Genomic DNA, 16858 nt, shown 5'->3' on the forward strand with positions numbered 1-16858 from the left:
GTGTGAGAAGTGTTCCCCGGCTGGTCATCGCCGCTCCGGCCTCCGGCAGCGGCAAGACCACCGTCGCCACCGGGCTGATGGCCGCCTTCACGGCGGCCGGGCTCGCGGTCTCGCCGCACAAGGTGGGGCCGGACTACATCGACCCCGGCTACCACTCGCTGGCCACCGGCCGCCCGGGCCGCAACCTGGACGCGTACCTGTGCGGCCCGGAGCGGATCGCCCCGCTGCTGCTGCACGGCGCGGCCGGCTGCGACCTGGCCCTGGTCGAGGGCGTCATGGGGCTGTACGACGGGGCGAGCGGGCAGGGCGAACTGGCCTCCACCGCGCACGTGGCGAAGCTGCTGCGGGCGCCGGTGGTGCTGGTCGTCGACGCCTCCTCGCAGTCGCGCTCGGTGGCGGCGCTGGTGCACGGCTTCGCCTCCTGGGACCCGGAGATCCGGGTCGCCGGCGTCATCCTCAACAAGGTCGGCTCCGACCGGCACGAGGCGCTGCTGCGCGAGGCGCTGGAGGGCTCGGGCGTGCCGGTCTACGGCGCGCTGCGGCGGGTCGGCGCGGTGGGCACGCCCTCGCGTCACCTGGGCCTGGTCCCGGTGGCGGAGCGCCGGCCGGACGCGGTCGAGTCGGTGGCGGCGCTGGCGGAGCACGTGCGAGAGGGCTGCGACCTGGAGGGCCTGCTGGCTCTCGCGCGGACCGCTCCCCCGCTGCCGGGGGACGCCTGGGACCCGGCGCGTGAGATCGCCGCCATCGCGGGGCCCGTCGCGGGCCGCGCGGGCGCGCGGCCCGTCGTCGCCGTCGCCGGCGGACCCGCGTTCACCTTCTCGTACGCCGAGCACACCGAGCTGCTGACGGCGGCCGGGGCGGAGGTGGTCGCCTTCGATCCGCTACGGGACGAGAAGTTGCCGGAGGGCACCGGCGGCTTGGTCATCGGGGGCGGCTTCCCCGAGGTGTACGCGCCGGAGCTGTCCGCCAACGAGTCGCTGCGCACGGCCGTGGCGGAGCTGGCCCGCTCGGGCGCTCCGCTCGCCGCCGAGTGCGCCGGCCTGCTCTACCTGGCGCGTTCGCTGGACGGCAAGCCGATGTGCGGGGTGCTGCCGGCCGAGGCGCGGATGACCGAGCGGCTGACGCTCGGCTACCGGGAGGCGGTCGCGCTCCAGGACAACGCGCTGGCCGCCGCCGGGACCCGGATGCGGGGGCACGAGTTCCACCGCACCGTCGTGGAACCGGGCGCCGGCCCCTCCCCCGCGTGGGGCGTCGTCCACCCGGACCGACGCGTCGAGGGCTTCGTCCAGGGCTCGGTGCACGCCTCCTACCTCCATGTCCACTGGGCCGCCACCCCGTCCGCCGCCGCCCGCCTGGCCGCCGCAAGCGCGACGGGATGAGCGGAACACCCCGGCCGGCCGCCCCGCCGCACCGCGCGCCGGCCAGCCTGCCGCACCGCACGGTGGCCGGCCCGGCAGGCCGTCCGGGAGACCGACCACGGCACCGCACGGACGACGACCCCGCGGACCGCCAGGAGGGCCGAGCACGCCACCGCGCGGACGACGACCTCGCTAACCACCTGGAGCACCAACCACCGCACCGCGCGGGCGACGACCCCGCCGACCGCTTGGTGGTGGGGGTGGGCGCTCGGCGTGGCGCGCCGTTGTCGGAGGTCCTGGAGCTGATCCGCCGGGCGCTCGCCGAGTCCGGCCGGTGCCCGTCAGCGGTCACCGCGCTGGCCACCGTGGCGGCCAAGGCCGCCGAGCCGGGCCTCGTCGGCGCCGCGTCCGTCCTCGGGGTGCCCCTGCGGGTCTACGAGGCGGCCGCGCTCGCGGCCGTCCCCGTGCCCGGCCCGGCCTCCGCCGCCGCGCTCGCGGCCGTCGGCACCCCCAGCGTCGCCGAGGCGGCGGCCCTGCTCGCGGCCGGTGACGGGGCGCGACTCCTCGTACCGAAGCAGGCGTCGGCGTCCGCGACCTGCGCCGTGGCCCATGGCGCGGCCCCGGCCGGCGACCGGCCGTAGCGTCGCGCCCGCCGGGGCCTCCGCACGCCACCCGCCCCGGCTCCCACCGCGGGCAGCACCCGCAGCGCCGAAGCAGCGGCGCCCCGCACCCCGACGGCACGCGCCCGAAACGGGCGTCCGTACGCCCAACAGCACGCGCCCGAGCGGGCGTCCACACGCCCGACGGCACGCGACCGAGCGGGCATCCGTGCCGTGGCCTTTGGTCCGGCCTCGGACAGCGGTCGGCGGTAACGTCGCCCCGCGCCGGGGCGTGTTCACAGTGGTGGGTAACGTCTCCCGGACGACGCCGCCGGCCGCACGACTCGCACCATCCGCTCAAGGAGCCCCCGTGACCTCTCCTCCCGCACTGTTGATCGCGGGCCACGGCGACCCGGACGCGTCGCAGAGCGAGGCGTTCCGTGCGCTCGTGGCCCGCGCGGCCGCCCGGCGGCCCGGGGTCGCCGTGGCGGGCGGGGAGACCGTGCCGGGCGGCCCCTCGCTCGCGGAGGCGGTCGACGAGTTGGCCGGGCGCGGGGTGACGCGGCTGACCGCGGTGGCGCTGACGCTGCTTCCGGGCGGTCGCGGGACGGCGGAGCTGACGGAGGCGGTGGCGGCGGAGCTGGCCGACGCGGGGCGGCGGCATCCCGGCCTCTCGGGCGTCCTCGGCCGCCCGCTGGGCCCGCATCCGAGGGTGCTGGACGCGCTGGAGGAGCGGGTGGTGGAGGCGGCCGGCGGAGGCCCGCGCACGCCGGGCGACCGGGCGGCGACGACCGTGCTGTTGGTGGGCGAGGGCGGCACCGACCCGGCCGGGAACGCCGAGGTGTGCCGGGCCGCCCGGCTGCTCTGGGAGGGGCGGGGGTTCGCAGGCGTGGAGCCCGCGTTCGTCTCGCTGGCCGCTCCCGACGTGGCCTCCGGCCTGGACCGCTGTGCGCGGCTCGGCGCCCGCCGTGTGGTCGTCCTGCCGTACGCCCTGTTCGAGGGGGTGGCGACCGGCCGCGCGCGACAGCAGGCTGAGGGCTGGGCGCTGGCGTACCCGTCGGTGGAGGTGCGGTTCGCGCGCCCCGTCGGCCCGGTGGAGGCGTTGGCGGAGGCCGTGTGGGACCACTACGCGGAGGTGACGGCGCGACACGACGGGCACGGCGACCATCGGGCCGCCCCCTGCGAGACGCACCGTCGAGACGAGGAACGAGCCAAGGACCATGCCCATGTCCGCTGAACGCAACGCCGAGACCGGCATCGAGGACCACCGACCGCGGACCGCCCGGACCGACACCTCCACCGAGCCGACTGAGCCGACCGCGCCGACCGCGCCGACCAGCACCATCGGCCCGACCGGCACGACCGGCACCCTCGCGAACGGCGCGAACGGCGACGCCGCCCGGGGCCCCGCGGTGACGCCCGCGCGGGCGTCGGCATCGGTCCATGCCGTCGCCGTCGGCGACGCCGACGGCGACGCGACGGCCGGATTCGATCTGCGGCACCACGGCGACGCCGAAGTGCGGGGAAACGACGGCGAGTACGTCGACCTCGCGGTCAACGTCCGCACCGACACGCCGCCGGGCTGGCTCAAGGCCCGGATCGCCGCCTCCCTCGACGGGCTGGCCGCCTATCCCGACGGACGGGCGGCACGGCACGCGGTGGCGGTCCGGCACGGGCTGCCGGACGAGCGGGTGCTGCTGACGGCCGGGGCGGCGGAGGCGTTCGTGCTGCTCGCGCGGGCACTGCCGGTGCGACGCCCGGTCGTGGTGCATCCCCAGTTCACCGAGCCGGAGGCGGCGTTGCGGGACGCCGGGCACCGGGTGGAGCGGGTGGTGCTGGACGAGCGGGACGGCTTCCGACTGCGCCCGGAGCGGGTCCCCGAGGATGCCGACCTGGTGGTCGTCGGCAACCCCACCAACCCCACCTCCGTGCTGCACCCGGCCGAAGGGCTGGCCCGGCTGGCCCGTCCGGGGCGGACTCTGGTGGTGGACGAGGCGTTCATGGACGCCGTGCCGGGCGAACGCGAGTCACTGGCCGCCCGCACCGACATACCGGGCCTGGTCGTGCTGCGCAGCCTCACCAAGACGTGGGGCCTGGCGGGGCTGCGCATCGGGTATGTCCTGGCGGCGGCGGAGACCATAGCCGGGCTTGAGCGGGCCCAGCCGCTCTGGCCGGTCTCCAGCCCGGCCCTGACGGCGGCGGAGGCGTGCTGTGAGCCGCCCGCGCTCACCGAGGCGGCCGAGGCCGCCGAGCGCATCGCCGCCGACCGGGAGCATCTCCTCTCCCGGCTGGCGGAGTTCGACGCGATCAGCGTGGCCGGGCCGGCGGCGGGGCCGTTCCTGCTCGTCCGGCTGGCGGGCGCGGCGACCGTCCGCGAGCGGCTGCGCGCGGACGGCTTCGCGGTGCGGCGCGGTGACACGTTCCCCGGGCTCGGCCCGGACTGGCTGCGGATCGCCGTACGGGACCGCGCCACCACCGACCGGTTCGCGGAGGCCCTGGCCAAGGTCCTCACCGAGGGCTGAGCCGACCCCCACCGGCCGACCCTCGGCGACGGCACCGCGACATCGACCCCATGCCGGGCAGGCCCGCACCGATAACGGGCCTGACCGGTCGGGGCCGGTCGCCGACCGGACCGCGGGAGCGGCGACCGCCGGGAGCGGTCGAGGGGTGACGGCGGGGCGTCACTCCTCGCCGCGCGCCGCCGCTCGGCGCCGCCGTGTGTAGAGCAGTGTGCCCCCGCCGGCCAGGATCAACACGGCCGCGCCGCCCGCGACATACGGGGTGCTGGAGCTGCCGCCGGTCTCGGCGAGGTTCTCCTCGGGTGGGGTGCCGCCCGCCTTCTGCACGCTGCTGCCCTTGCCGGGGTCCGCGGACTTGTCCGCAGGCTTGTCCGCGGGCTTGTCGGCCGGCTTGTCCGCGGGCTTGTCCGCCGGCTTCCGCGGTTCGGGGCCGCGCGGCGCCTCGCAGCTGGCCTGGGCCAGGGTGACGCGGCCGGAGACCTCGGAGACGTTGAGCTTGAGCGGGTTGACGGAGACCTTCAGGTCGAGGGCGGTGGCGGCGGCGGTGCGGGAGGTGGTGACCGTGCGGGACAGGTCGAGCCGGACCTCACCGACGGCGGGCACGGCGACCGTGGTGGTGCCGCCCGTGGTGAGCGTGGCCCGCTTGCCCAGCACCAGCACGCTGCCCAGCAGGTTCGACTCGGCCGTGGGCCGCTTGCCGGCCGCGCAGACCGCCTTGGAGGTGACCTTCTGGACCTCGATGAGGGAGAGCAGCGGCAGTCCGGGCACGTGCACCTTGGCGTTGACCAGGTTGGCGTACCCCTGCGTGGCGCGCTTGTCCGCCGTCGCGCGGGCCGAGGCCGCGTCCGCCCGCAGCAGGGTCACCGGCTTGCCGCCCTCGACGCCCTCGAGGGTCGTGGTGAGCGTGGTCTTCTCGGCGCTCGCGGGGGCGTGCACCTCGTTGAGCGCGAGGTCCACCGGCTGGTCGACCGTCTTGTTGAGCAGCGAGACGTCGAGCCCGGTGCGCAGGACCACGGCGTCGGCCTTGCCCGGCGCGCGGGGCGGGGTGCCCGGCGCCGTGCGGGCGCGGGCCTCGCCGGGCTCGGATCCGGCGGCGATGGCGGGGGCGGCCAGAGGTACGGCGCCGAGCACCACCGTGGTCAGGGTGGCGGCCGCGGCAGCGGCGAGACGACGTGCGGGCACGGCGCGGGTGGATCGAGTGGAACAGGACACGAGTGTGGAACCCCCACAGGAGAAAGGGAGCCGCCGGCGCCTCGCCTCGGGGGACATCACGGGCGCCGACGGCTTCGACGACGCCATCGTTACGCACTGCGAGTGAGTAAACAGCCACCTGGCGTCACTTCACCCCAACGAGTGCCGCTCGTCGCTCTTTTCGATTCCCCGGGCGCATCCGTCGCGTTCCGTCACTCCGCATCGCGCCTGTTCCGGCCGGTTTCACCGGCCCCGCTCAGCTCCCGCTCACCACCCGGCCCCGCAGTACCACCCAGCGAGGGGCCGTCAACACCCGTACGTCCTGGCGCGGATCCGCCTCGTAGACGACCAGGTCGGCGGGGGCGCCCTCGGTCAGCCCGGGGCGGCCGAGCCAGGCCCTCGCACCCCAGGTGGCGGCGGACAGCGCGGCCGACGCCGGGATGCCCGCCTTCACCAGCTCGGCCACCTCCTGGCCGATGAGCCCGTGCGGGAGCGAGCCTCCGGCGTCGGTGCCGGTGAAGACGGGGACGCCGGCGTCGTAGGCCGCGCGCACGGTGTCGTAGCGGCGCGCGTGCAGCCGGCGCATGTGGTCGGCCCAGCGCGGGAACCTCCCTTCGCCGCGCTCCGCCAGCGTGGGGAAGGTGGCGATGTTGACCAGGGTCGGCACGATGGCCACGCCGCGCTCCGCGAAGAGCGGGATGGTCTCCTCGGTGAGCCCGGTGGCGTGCTCGACGCAGTCGATGCCGGCCTCGACCAGCGGGGCCAGGGTCTCCTCCGCGAAGCAGTGCGCCGTGACGCGGGCACCCAGCCGGTGCGCCTCGGCGATGGCGGCCTCCACCGCCCCGCGCGGCCAGCAGGCCGCCAGGTCGCCGGTGTCGCGGTCGATCCAGTCGCCCACCAGCTTGACCCAGCCGTCACCGCGCCGCGCCTCCCGCGCCACGTACGCGACGAGCTCCTCGGGCTCGATCTCGTGGGCGTAGTTGCGGATGTAGCGCTTGGTGCGGGCGATGTGGCGGCCCGCGCGGATGATGCGCGGCAGGTCCTCGCGCTCGTCGATCCAGCGGGTGTCGGAGGGGGACCCGGCGTCCCGCAGCAGCAGCGCGCCGGCCTCACGCTCGGCCAGCGCCTGACGCTCGGTGGTCGCGAAGTCGACCGCGCCGTGGGCGTCCAGGCCGACGTGACAGTGCGCGTCCACGAGCCCGGGGAGCGCCCAGCCCTCGATCGTGCGGGCGTCGCGGGCGAGGGCGCCGGTGGGCCGCTCGTAGGAGATCCTGCCCTCGACCACCCACAGTTCGTCCCGGACGTCCTCCGGCTCCACCAGCACCCGACCCTTGATGTGCAGCACCGCGCTCTTGGTCATGGTCGGCACTGTACGAGCCCGGGAGGCGGGGCGGACACACCGGGGAGCGGGGCCGACCCGGGGCCTGGCCGAGGCTTCGGCCACGCGGGGCCCGCCGGTCGCGCCCCACGGTCGGGCCGCCGAGCCGTTCACGAGGTCGCGCGCCGTCGATTCCCCCGACTTCACATTTAATTCACTCCCTTTTTCAGCGCCTTTTCCGGCGCTTTTCCAGTACAGCTTCCCATGATCTCCTGCCCGGTTTCCCCATCCCTAAACGCCAAGATTCCAGAAGCCCTCACCGCCGTAATCCGGGCGCCTCGGACGGCCGCCGCACGGCTGTGACGGACCCCACACAGCCGCCCGGTACACCCGATAACTCCCGTGCAAATGGCGGCATTTCACCGAGTGCTCGCGCGTACGCACGTCCCCGCGCGATAGCACGACCACCCCGCCCCGCATAACCCCTCCCCGCGATGCAATCTCACTTTCCGATCGGTAAATTCAATTCCCATGACCGCCGCACAAGCAGACCTTGTACGTGATGAATTCAAGGAAATGCCGGAGGGGCTGCGACTCGACAGACCGCGGGTGGAGGACGGAGCCGCGATCTGGCGGATCGCCCGCGACTCCCGCGTGCTCGACCTCAACTCCTCGTACAGCTACCTGCTGTGGTGCCGCGACTTCGCCGCCACCTCGGCGGTGGCCCGCGACGCCGGCGGGGAGCCGGCGGGGTTCGTCACCGGCTACATCCGCCCGGACCGCCCCCGCACCCTCGTGGTGTGGCAGGTGGCCGTCGACGCCCCACACCGCGGTCGGGGGCTGGCGGCGGCGCTGCTCGACGGGCTGACCGCGCGCGTCGCCGAGACCTCCGGCGTCCACGGCGTCGAGACCACCATCACCCCGGACAACGACGCCTCCCACCGGCTGTTCACCTCGTTCGCCGAGCGGCACGGCGCCGACGTCGAGCGTGAGGTGCTCTTCCACGACGACCTGTTCCCGGACGGCGGGCACCAGCCCGAAGTGCTCTACCGGATCGGCCCGCTCGCGTTCTGACCCGTCGAGGACACCGCGCCCCGCGGCCCCGAGGCGCCGAGCCCCGAGCTCCGACAGGCCCCGAGGCCCCGAGTCCGCTGACGCCCGCTCATATCCCGTACGACCACCGGAACCCCGCACGCCCACAGGAGAGACGCCGTGACCATCACCCCGCCCGCCCTCAGTGTCTTCGAGTCCCTGGAGTCGGAGGTGCGCAGCTACTGCCGCGGCTGGCCGGCCGTCTTCGACCGCGCCCGGGGCAGCTATCTGTACGACGAGGACGGCCACACCTATCTGGACTTCTTCGCCGGCGCCGGAGCTCTCAACTACGGCCACAACAACCCGGTGCTCAAACGCGCCCTGCTCGACTATCTCGAACGTGACGGCATCACCCACGGCCTGGACATGGGCACCACCGCCAAGCGCGCCTTCCTGGAGTCCTTCCAGGAGATCGTGCTGCGCCCGCGCGATCTGCCGTACAAGGTGATGTTCCCGGGGCCGACCGGCACCAACGCCGTGGAGGCGGCGCTCAAGCTGGCCCGCAAGGTCAAGGGGCGGGAGGCGGTGGTCTCCTTCACCAACGCCTTCCACGGGATGTCGCTGGGCGCGCTCGCCGTGACCGGGAACGCCTTCAAGCGGGCCGGGGCCGGCATCCCGCTGGTCCACGGCACCCCGATGCCCTTCGACAACTACCTGGACGGCCAGACGCCGGACTTCCTCTGGTTCGAACGACTGCTGGCGGACCAGGGCTCCGGCCTCAACCACCCGGCCGCGGTCATCGTCGAGACCGTGCAGGGCGAGGGCGGCATCAACGTGGCGCGCCCGGAGTGGCTGCGCGCCCTCGCCGACCTGTGCCGACGCCGCGACATGCTGCTGATCGTCGACGACATCCAGATGGGCTGCGGCCGCACCGGCGCCTTCTTCTCCTTCGAGGAGGCGGGCATCACGCCGGACATCGTCACCCTGTCCAAGTCCATCGGCGGCTACGGCCTGCCGATGTCGCTGACCCTCTTCCGGCCGGAGCTGGACGTCTGGGAGCCGGGCGAGCACAACGGCACCTTCCGCGGCAACAACCCCGCCTTCGTCACCGCGACCGCCGCGCTGGACGCCTACTGGGCCGACGGCGGCATGGAGAAGCAGACGCTGGCCCGCGGCGAACAGGTCGAGGCGGCCCTGCGCGCCATCTGCGCTGAGCCCACCGGCTCCGGCTCCTGCTACCGCGGCCGCGGCCTGGTCTGGGGGCTGGAGTTCGACGACCCGGCGCGCGCGTCGGCCGTCGCCCGCCGCGCCTTCGAGCTCGGCCTGCTCATCGAGACCTCCGGGCCGCGGAGCGAGGTGGTGAAGCTGTTGCCGCCGCTCACCATCAGCCCGGTCGAGCTGGACGAGGGGCTGCGCACCCTGGCCCGCGCGGTGGCCGAGACGGCCCCGTCGGTCGACGCCCCCGAGGCCCCCGGCACCTCCGCCTCCGCCTCCGCCGCCGAGCCGGTCGGGACCCGCTGACCGGGCCGGCTCCCCCCGCCCGCGGATCCATCCCCTCGATCCCCGCGGCGGCTCCCGCATCCGCGGCCGGCTCCCCGCGCCCACGGCTCCACGGAGACCCGTACACACCCACCGGCACAGAGCCACACCGCCCCGCACCCGAGAGAAAGGCACCACCGCTGTGATCGTCCGATCCTTCAAGGAGATCGAAGGCACCGACCGCCACGTCAAGTCCAGGTCGGGCACCTGGGAGAGCAAGCGCATCATCCTCGCCAAGGAGCGCGTCGGCTTCTCGCTGCACGAGACCGTGCTCTACGCGGGCACCGAGACGTCCATGTGGTACGCCAACCACATCGAGGCCGTCCTCTGCGTCGAGGGCGAGGCCGAGTTGACCGACGACGAGACCGGTGAGAAGCACTGGATCTCGCCCGGCACGATGTATCTGCTCGACGGCCACGAGCGGCACACGCTGCGGCCGAAGACCGACTTCCGCTGCGTCTGCGTCTTCAACCCGCCGGTCACCGGGCGGGAGGACCACGACGAGAACGGCGTCTACCCGCTGCTCACGGAGGAGGGCTGAACGATGACGACCACGATCGTCGACGCCTACCCGACCCGGGGCGGCAGCGAGGTCATCACCCCGCGTCGGGACCCCGTGGTGTGGTCCCCGCCCGGGGCCTGTGGCCCGATCCGGCCGACGGAACTCGCCGGTTACGAGCGGGACGGCTTCCTCACCGTCGACCAGCTGATCACACCGTCGGAGGTGGCGGACTGCCGCGCCGAGCTGGACCGGCTGGTCGCCGACCCGACCGTGCGCGCCGACGAGCGCTCGATCGTGGAGCCGGCGTCCCAGGCGGTGCGGTCCGTCTTCGAGGTGCACCGCATCAGCGAGGTCTTCGCCGACCTGGCCCGCGACCCCCGGGTGGTGGACCGCGCCCGACAGATCCTCGGCTCCGAGGTCTACGTCCACCAGAGCCGGATCAACGTCAAGCCGGGCTTCGGCGCCTCGGGGTTCTACTGGCACTCCGACTTCGAGACCTGGCACGCGGAGGACGGCCTGCCGCGGATGCGGACGGTGTCCGTCTCCATCGCCCTGACGGAGAACCACGACACCAACGGCGGCCTGATGATCATGCCGGGCTCGCACCGCGCCTTCCTCGGCTGCGCCGGCGCGACGCCGCGGGACAACTACCGGAAGTCGCTCCGGATGCAGGAGGCGGGCACCCCGTCCGACGAGGCCCTCACCACCTTGGCCGACCGCCACGGCATACGGCTGTTCACCGGCCCCGCCGGCTCGGCGACCTGGTTCGACTGCAACTGCATGCACGGCTCCGGCGACAACATCACGCCGTATCCGCGCAGCAACGTCTTCATCGTCTTCAACAGCGTGGAGAACGCGGCGGTCGAGCCCTTCGCGGCACCGGCTCGCCGGCCCTCCTTCATCGGTGCGCGGGACTTCACCCCGGTGCGGTGACGGCCCCGCGGGCCGGGAGGGGCGGGGTCGTCCTCCCCGTGGCGCGGGCGGTCGCCCGCCCCGTGGGGAGGACGACCGCCCGCGCGCCGACGCGGCCGCGCGCGGTCACCCCGTCACGCGGAGCCCGGCAGGGCGGCCAGCTCCTCCAGCAGCCGGTCGACGTCGGCGGCGGTGTTGTAGAGGTGGAAGGCGGCGCGCAGGTTGCCGTCGCGCTCGGAGACGTACACGTCCCGCTCCGCCAGCCGGGCCGCCGCGTGGCCGAGCCCCGGCACCGCGACGATGGCGGAGCCGGGGGCGGGCACCGGCGTGTGGCCGTGCGCGGCGAGGCCGGCCCGGAAGCGGTCGGCGAGGGCGGTGTCGTGGGCGCCGATGCTCTCGGGGCCCAGCTTCTCGATGAGCGCGAGGGAGTGCTGGGCGGCGACGTAGGTCAGCAGGGCGGGGCTCTCGTCGAAGCGGCGGGCGGAGTGGGCGAGCTCCGCGATCGGTCCGTAGCAGCTGTCCGCCGGCCTCTCGCCGGCGATCCAGCCGGCGAAGAGCGGGTGGAGTCCGCCGAGGTCCTCGGGGACGGTCAGATAGGCCACGCCGCCGCGCGGGGCCAAGAGCCACTTGAAGCCGACGGCCACGGTGTAGTCGTAGGCGGCGGCCCGCAGCGGCAGCCAGCCGGCGGACTGACTGGCGTCGACCAGGGTGCGGGCGCCGTGGGCGCGGGCCGCGGCCGCGATGGCGTCGAGGTCGGCGAGCCGGCCGTCGGCGGACTGCACGGCGCTGACCGCGACGAGCGCGGTGTGCGGGCGCACCGCCTCCGCCAGCCGCTCCAGCGGCACGGTGCGCACCGTGAGGTCGCGGCGTGTCACGAAGGGGTTGACCAGCGAGCTGAAGTCGTTGTCGGCGACGAGGACTTCGGCGCCGGGTGGCAGTGCGGCGGCGATCAGTCCGACGTAGACGGCGACCGAGCCGCCCACCGCGACGCGACGCGCGGGCACGTCGACGATCCGGGCGTAGGTGGCGCGGCACTCCTCCACCGCCGCGAAGGCGGCGTCGACCCAGTTGCCACCGCCGGCGGCGGTGTCCAGGGTCTCTTTGAGGGCGGTCGTGGCGCGGGCCGGGAGCAGCCCGCTGGAAGCGGAGTTGAGGTAGGTCGTCGTGGGCGCGAACTCGGCGCCTGCGAGGCTCTCCATAGCCCCCACTATGGGCCGTGCCGATCCCCTCGTCCATGGCGACCTGCCGCCGGCGGTGGCGCCGGCGGCGGGTCGCCGTGCGCTCCTCAGTCGGCGAGGGAGGGGTAGTCGGTGTAGCCGCGCTCGTCACCGCCGTAGAAGGTGGACATGTCCGGGGTGTTGTACGGTCCGCCCGCGGCGAGGCGGCGGGGCAGGTCGGGGTTGGCCAGGAAGAGCCTGCCGAAGGCGAGCAGGTCGGCGGCGCCGTCCTCGATCAGGGTGAGGTCCTCCGGCCCGGCGGGGCGGCCGTCGGCGGTGGGGTTGAGGATGAGGGTGCCGCCGTACTGCTTGCGCAGGGCGAGGGTGAGCTCGCGCTGGCCCGGGGCCTCGGCGATGTGGAGGTAGGCGAGGCCGAGCGGTTCGAGGGCGTCGACCAGGGCGGTGTAGGTGGGGGCCGGGTCGGGCTCCTGGATGTCGTTGTAGGGGTTGCCCGGGGACAGCTTGAGGCCGGTGCGCTCGGCGCCGATCGCGTCGGCGACCGCGCGCGTCACCTCGACCGCGAACCGGATGCGGCCGGCGTCGGAGCCGCCCCACTCGTCGGTGCGCCGGTTGGCGTTCGGGGCCAGGAACTGCTGCACCAGGTAGCCGTTGGCGCCGTGGATCTCCACGCCGTCGAAGCCGGCCGCGATCGCGTTGCGGGCGGCGGTGGCGAAGTCGGCGATGGTCTGCCGGACCTCGGCGTCGCTCAGCTCGCGCGGGGTGACGAAGTCCAGCGGCCCCTCATGGGTGTACACCCGCCCCGCGGCGGCGATGGCGGAGGGGCCCACCGGGACGAGCCCGTCGGGCAGCAGCACCGGGTGGCCGACCCGGCCGGTGTGCATCAGCTGGGCGAAGATCCGACCGTCGCGCGCGTGGACGGCGTCGGTGACCACGCGCCATGCGTCGACCTGCTCCTGGCTGTGCAGACCGGGGGTGTCGGGGTAGCCCTGGCCCACCGGGGACGGCTGGATGCCCTCGGTGATGATCAGCCCGGCGGATGCGCGCTGCGCGTAGTAGGTGGCGGTGGCGGCGGTCGGGGCGGCCGTCGGCGCGTAGGCCCGGCTGCGGGTCATGGGGGCCATGGTGATGCGGTTGGCCAGGCGGGCGCCGGCGAGGTGGACGGGGTCGAAGGCGGTGGTCATGTCGAGCTCCTGGCTGGGCGGCGGCGCCGAGGTGGTCCGGTCTTCCGGTGTCCGGCGTTGCGGTGTCCGGTGTTCCGGGTCCTCGGTCCGCGGTATCTGGGATGGGGGATCTGCGACCATTTTTATGTGGCCGACCAAGTAAACCCGCGGCCACCGTAACTCATTCCTTGGCCGGCCACATAATTTCGGCGTAGGGTGGGCCGCAGCGAGCCACGAGGAGAAGAGCAGCCATGACATCCGTCGACGAGGGCGCCTGGACCGGCCTGCCCACCGCCGCCGAGGGCGGCCGCATCAGCCACGCGGTCTTCCGCGCCGCGCGGGTGCACCGGGCCGCGGCCGCCATGGTGCTGCGCGAGACCGGCCTGCACCCCGGCCAGGAACTGCTGATGATGCACCTGTGGGACCACGGCCCGCAGCGCCAGTCCGAGCTGATCAAGCTGCTGGACCTGGACCCCTCGACCGTGACCCGGATGGTGCAGCGGCTGGAGCAGGCCGGCTTCGTGTGCCGCGCGCCGGACCCGGCGGACCGCCGCGCCGCCCTGGTGCGGACCACCGAGGCGGGCGAGGCGCTGCGCGCCGAGGTGGCGGCGGCCTGGACGGAGCTGGAGGAGCGCACCGTCGCAGGGCTGGACGAGGACGAACAGCGCGAGCTGGCCCGGCTCCTCGGGGTGCTGGAACGCAACCTGTGCCGGGCGGCGCGCCAGGGGTAGCGTGCGGCGTATGACCCGATCGGCTCATACGCCCCACGGGGCACGGCTGCGCGCGTACTGGGAGACCACCGGCGCCGCGCACACCTTCACCCACCCGCTCGACACGGAGCTGCTGGCCCGGCATGTGCCGGCCGGCGCCGCGATCCTCGACTACGGCTGCGGCTACGGACGGCTGACCGCCGAGCTGACCGCCCTCGGCTACGCCGACGTGCGGGGCGTGGACCGGTCCGCCGCCCTCGTCGCGCGCGGCCGCGCGGACCATCCGGGGCTGCGGCTGACGCACTTCGAGCGGCTGCCGCTGTCCTTCGCCGCCGGCTCGTTCGACGCCGCACTGCTGTTCGCGGTGTTGACCTGCGTCCCCGAGGATGGGGCGCAGGCGGAGACGGTGGCCGAGCTGGCGCGGCTGTTGCGCCCCGGCGGGGTGCTCTATCTGAGCGACGTCCCCCTCCAGGACGACCCGCACCACCGGCGCTCCTACCGCGAGCGGCGACCGGAGGGCGGGGCGTACGGGACCTTCGAGATCGAGGACGGCGGGGTGTTCCGACACCAGGACCCGGCACGGCTGCGGGAGTCGCTGGAGCGCGCCGGCTTCGAGGTGGCGGAGGAGCGCGAGGACGCCGTCCCCACGCTCGACGGACGGAGCGTCGTCCGGCTCCAGCTCATCGCGCGGCGCACCGCCGACTGAGACTCCGCGCGGAGCGCGCACCGCCGACGCGACCCTCCGCGCGGTAGCGCGTCGGGCCGCGGGTCCGCGCGGAGTCAGGCCGCGGGGGCGCGCGGAGCCGTTCTCAGCGCGCTCCCGGGGCGGCCCGCAGGACCCCGTCGACCCGGCGCGGCAACCCCAGCGGGTTCTCTTCGCGCAGCTCCGGCGGCAACAGCCCGGCCGGGGCGTCCTGGTAGACCACGGGACGCAGCCAGCGTTCGACGGCGGTGGCGCCGACCGAGGTGGCGGTGGAGGTGGTGGCGGGATACGGGCCGCCGTGGTGCTGGGCGTGGCTGACCGCGACGCCGGTGGGCCAGCCGTTGACCACCAACCGGCCGGCGAGCGGGGTCAGCTCGGCCAGCAGCCGCGCCCCGTAGCCGCCCCGGTCGCCGTGGCCCCCGCGACCGTGGCCGCCGGCGGGGCCGCCCTGGCCGCCTGCCTCGCCGTACCCGCCCCGGTCGCCGTATCCGCCGGGATCCTGGCCGCCGGTGTGGCCGCCCGCCCCCTCGCCGTCGACGCCCGCCCCGCCGGGTTCCGCGCCCTCCACCTCGCCGAGGTGCACGGTGGCGGTGAGGTTGCCGGCCAGGCGCCCCAGTACGGCGCTGAGCTCGGCCCGCTCCGTATAGCGCGCGACGACCGTGACCGGCCCAAAGCACTCCTCCAGCAGGAGGTCGTGCGGGCCGTCCGCGGCGAGCCGCGCGGCGGGCACGGTGAGGAACCCGGGGCGCACGGCGAGCCCGCCCGCGTCGCCCGGGAGGACGGGGGCCTGGACGTCGGGCAGCCGGGTCCGCTCCCCCACCCCGGCGACGAAGGACTCTCGCATCCGGGCGTCCAGCAACACCCCGGCCGCCACGGCCCCGACGGCCTTCGCCAGGGAGGCGAGCAGCCGGTCGCCGGCCGTCCCGGCGGGGGCAAGGACCAGGCCGGGCTTGGTGCAGAACTGGCCGTTCCCGAGCGTCATCGAGGCGGCGAGTCCGGCCCCGATCTCCTCCGCGCGCTCCTCCGCCGCGGCCGGGGTGACCACGACCGGGTTGAGGCTGCCCAGCTCGCCGTGGAAGGGGATGGGCCGCGGCCGGGCGGCCGCCGCGTCGTACAGCGCCCGTCCGCCGCGCACCGAGCCGGTGAAGCCGGCCGCCGCCACCAGCGGATGCCGGACCAGGTCCACGCCCGCCTGGAAACCGTGGACCAGGCCGACGACCTCCGGCGGCAACCCCGCGTCGACGGCCGCGCGGCGCAGCAGGCGGGCGGCCAGCTCCGAGGTGGCCGGGTGGCCGGGGTGCGCCTTGATCACCACCGGGCAGCCGGCGGCCAGGGCACTGGCGGTGTCGCCGCCGGGCACCGAGAAGGCCAGCGGGAAGTTGCTCGCGGCGTAGACGGCCACGACGCCGAGCGGCAGCTTGCAGCGGCGCAGGTCGGGGCGGGGCGGGGTGTGGCCGGGGTCCGCGTGGTCGATGATCACGTCCAGGAACGCGCCCTCGTCCACGACCTCCGCGAAGGCCCGCAGCTGGCCGGTGGTCCGGGCGAGCTCCCCGCTGAGCCGGGCCGCCCCCAGCGCGGTCTCGGCGTCGGCGGCCGCCACCAGCTCCGCCTCCGCCGCCGCGAGCCGCGTGGCGGCGGCGCGCAACAGCGCGACCCGCACCGCCCGGTCGGCGAGCGCCTCCCGCGCGGCGTGCGCGGCCCGTACGGCGGCGTCGACCGCCTCAGGCGTCGCCTCGACGGCCACCCGCTCTCGTCGCTCGCCGGTTCGGGGGTCGACGCTCCACACGGGTACTGCCACCGCGGTCCTCCTGGCTGTCGAACGGTCGGGCGCACGCAGCCGGGACCCTATGGCCGGTCGAACAGGCGGTCAAGGAGGCGCAGTTCGCCCCTGAGGTGCGGCGGAGTCCGGCCCTGGGGCCAGGCGGAGCCCGACCCTGGGGCCAGGTGAGGTTCGGTCCTGGGAGGAGGCGGATCTCGGGCCCGCGCGGGGCGCGCTTCGGGCCCGCGCGAGCGCGCCTCGGGTCCACGCGAGCGCGTTTCGGGCCCGCGCGAACGCGTTTCGGGCCCGCGCGGGCGCGCCTCGGAAGCGCCGCGCCTCGTCCGCGCGGCGGGTGCGCATCACCCCCGCGGCGGAATC

At 75.2% G+C, this 16858-nt stretch carries 14 protein-coding genes and 1 pseudogene; 10 read left to right on the top strand and 5 right to left on the bottom strand.

Annotated features, from left to right (window positions below):
• Window positions 1–2: 2 nt before the first annotated feature.
• The 4 genes from CD790_RS19465 to cobC all read left to right on the top strand — a co-directional run bounded on the left by CD790_RS19465 (window position 3) and on the right by cobC (window position 4479).
• Window positions 3–1379: a cobyrinate a,c-diamide synthase gene (locus CD790_RS19465; protein WP_144384563.1), complete on the top strand. Its 1377-nt coding sequence runs from the start codon at window positions 3–5 to the stop codon at window positions 1377–1379.
• The gene (locus CD790_RS36905; RefSeq protein ID WP_399217844.1) at window positions 1376–1999 is read left to right on the top strand and encodes a cobalamin biosynthesis protein; all 624 of its coding nucleotides are present in this window, start codon (window positions 1376–1378) and stop codon (window positions 1997–1999) included. The genes CD790_RS19465 and CD790_RS36905 overlap by 4 nt, the downstream gene beginning before the upstream one ends.
• A gap of 328 nt (window positions 2000–2327) precedes the next feature.
• Window positions 2328–3194, top strand: a complete 867-nt coding sequence (locus tag CD790_RS19475; RefSeq protein ID WP_144384564.1) for a sirohydrochlorin chelatase — start codon at window positions 2328–2330, stop codon at window positions 3192–3194.
• Complete coding sequence (gene cobC, locus CD790_RS19480; protein WP_260867718.1) at window positions 3184–4479, top strand: Rv2231c family pyridoxal phosphate-dependent protein CobC; 1296 nt, start codon at window positions 3184–3186, stop codon at window positions 4477–4479. Before CD790_RS19475 ends, cobC begins: the two co-directional genes overlap by 11 nt.
• 159 nt (window positions 4480–4638) lie before the next feature.
• Here cobC and CD790_RS19485 read toward each other — a convergent pair whose 3' ends face one another.
• Both CD790_RS19485 and CD790_RS19490 read right to left on the bottom strand, forming a co-directional pair.
• Complete coding sequence (locus CD790_RS19485) at window positions 4639–5658, bottom strand: SCO1860 family LAETG-anchored protein (protein WP_260867719.1); 1020 nt, start codon at window positions 5656–5658, stop codon at window positions 4639–4641.
• Window positions 5659–5923: 265 nt separating this feature from the next.
• A complete protein-coding gene (locus CD790_RS19490) occupies window positions 5924–7027 on the bottom strand; it encodes an amidohydrolase family protein (protein WP_186319131.1) in 1104 nt (367 codons plus the stop codon).
• Between the two features lie 489 nt (window positions 7028–7516).
• Here CD790_RS19490 and ectA point away from each other — a divergent pair, with 489 nt between their 5' ends.
• The 4 genes and pseudogenes from ectA to thpD all read left to right on the top strand — a co-directional run bounded on the left by ectA (window position 7517) and on the right by thpD (window position 10991).
• Window positions 7517–8059 carry a diaminobutyrate acetyltransferase gene (gene ectA / locus CD790_RS19495; protein WP_144384565.1) on the top strand — a complete coding sequence of 181 codons (543 nt, stop codon included), beginning with the start codon at window positions 7517–7519 and terminating at the stop codon, window positions 8057–8059.
• Window positions 8060–8197: 138 nt separating this feature from the next.
• Window positions 8198–9463, top strand: a pseudogene (gene ectB / locus CD790_RS19500) (diaminobutyrate--2-oxoglutarate transaminase); the annotation flags it as partial.
• A gap of 235 nt (window positions 9464–9698) precedes the next feature.
• Window positions 9699–10097 (top strand): ectoine synthase, encoded by a 399-nt coding sequence (locus tag CD790_RS19505; RefSeq protein ID WP_144384567.1) that lies wholly within the window; start codon window positions 9699–9701, stop codon window positions 10095–10097.
• 3 nt (window positions 10098–10100) lie between these two features.
• On the top strand, window positions 10101–10991 hold the full coding sequence (gene thpD / locus CD790_RS19510; RefSeq protein WP_144384568.1) for an ectoine hydroxylase: 891 nt from the start codon (window positions 10101–10103) through the stop codon (window positions 10989–10991).
• A 113-nt stretch (window positions 10992–11104) separates the two neighbouring features.
• Here the strand turns inward: thpD and CD790_RS19515 are convergent, their stop codons facing one another.
• Together CD790_RS19515 and CD790_RS19520 are read right to left on the bottom strand one after the other, a co-directional pair.
• The gene (locus tag CD790_RS19515) at window positions 11105–12169 is read right to left on the bottom strand and encodes an aminotransferase class V-fold PLP-dependent enzyme (protein WP_144384569.1); all 1065 of its coding nucleotides are present in this window, start codon (window positions 12167–12169) and stop codon (window positions 11105–11107) included.
• Between the two features lie 86 nt (window positions 12170–12255).
• The gene (locus CD790_RS19520; protein WP_144384570.1) at window positions 12256–13329 is read right to left on the bottom strand and encodes an alkene reductase; all 1074 of its coding nucleotides are present in this window, start codon (window positions 13327–13329) and stop codon (window positions 12256–12258) included.
• Window positions 13330–13559: 230 nt separating this feature from the next.
• Between CD790_RS19520 and CD790_RS19525 the strand changes: the two genes are divergently transcribed.
• Together CD790_RS19525 and CD790_RS19530 are read left to right on the top strand one after the other, a co-directional pair.
• Window positions 13560–14039, top strand: a complete 480-nt coding sequence (locus CD790_RS19525) for a MarR family winged helix-turn-helix transcriptional regulator (RefSeq protein ID WP_144384571.1) — start codon at window positions 13560–13562, stop codon at window positions 14037–14039.
• A 10-nt stretch (window positions 14040–14049) separates the two neighbouring features.
• The gene (locus CD790_RS19530; RefSeq protein ID WP_144384572.1) at window positions 14050–14724 is read left to right on the top strand and encodes a bifunctional 2-polyprenyl-6-hydroxyphenol methylase/3-demethylubiquinol 3-O-methyltransferase UbiG; all 675 of its coding nucleotides are present in this window, start codon (window positions 14050–14052) and stop codon (window positions 14722–14724) included.
• Between the two features lie 103 nt (window positions 14725–14827).
• Here CD790_RS19530 and CD790_RS19535 read toward each other — a convergent pair whose 3' ends face one another.
• Entirely contained in the window at window positions 14828–16519 is a 1692-nt protein-coding gene (locus CD790_RS19535; protein ID WP_144384573.1) for an aldehyde dehydrogenase family protein, read from the bottom strand.
• Between the last annotated feature and the right edge of the window lie 339 nt (window positions 16520–16858).

The sequence above is a fragment of the Streptomyces sp. SAJ15 genome (genome assembly GCF_007595705.1).
Lineage (GTDB): Bacteria > Actinomycetota > Actinomycetes > Streptomycetales > Streptomycetaceae > Streptomyces.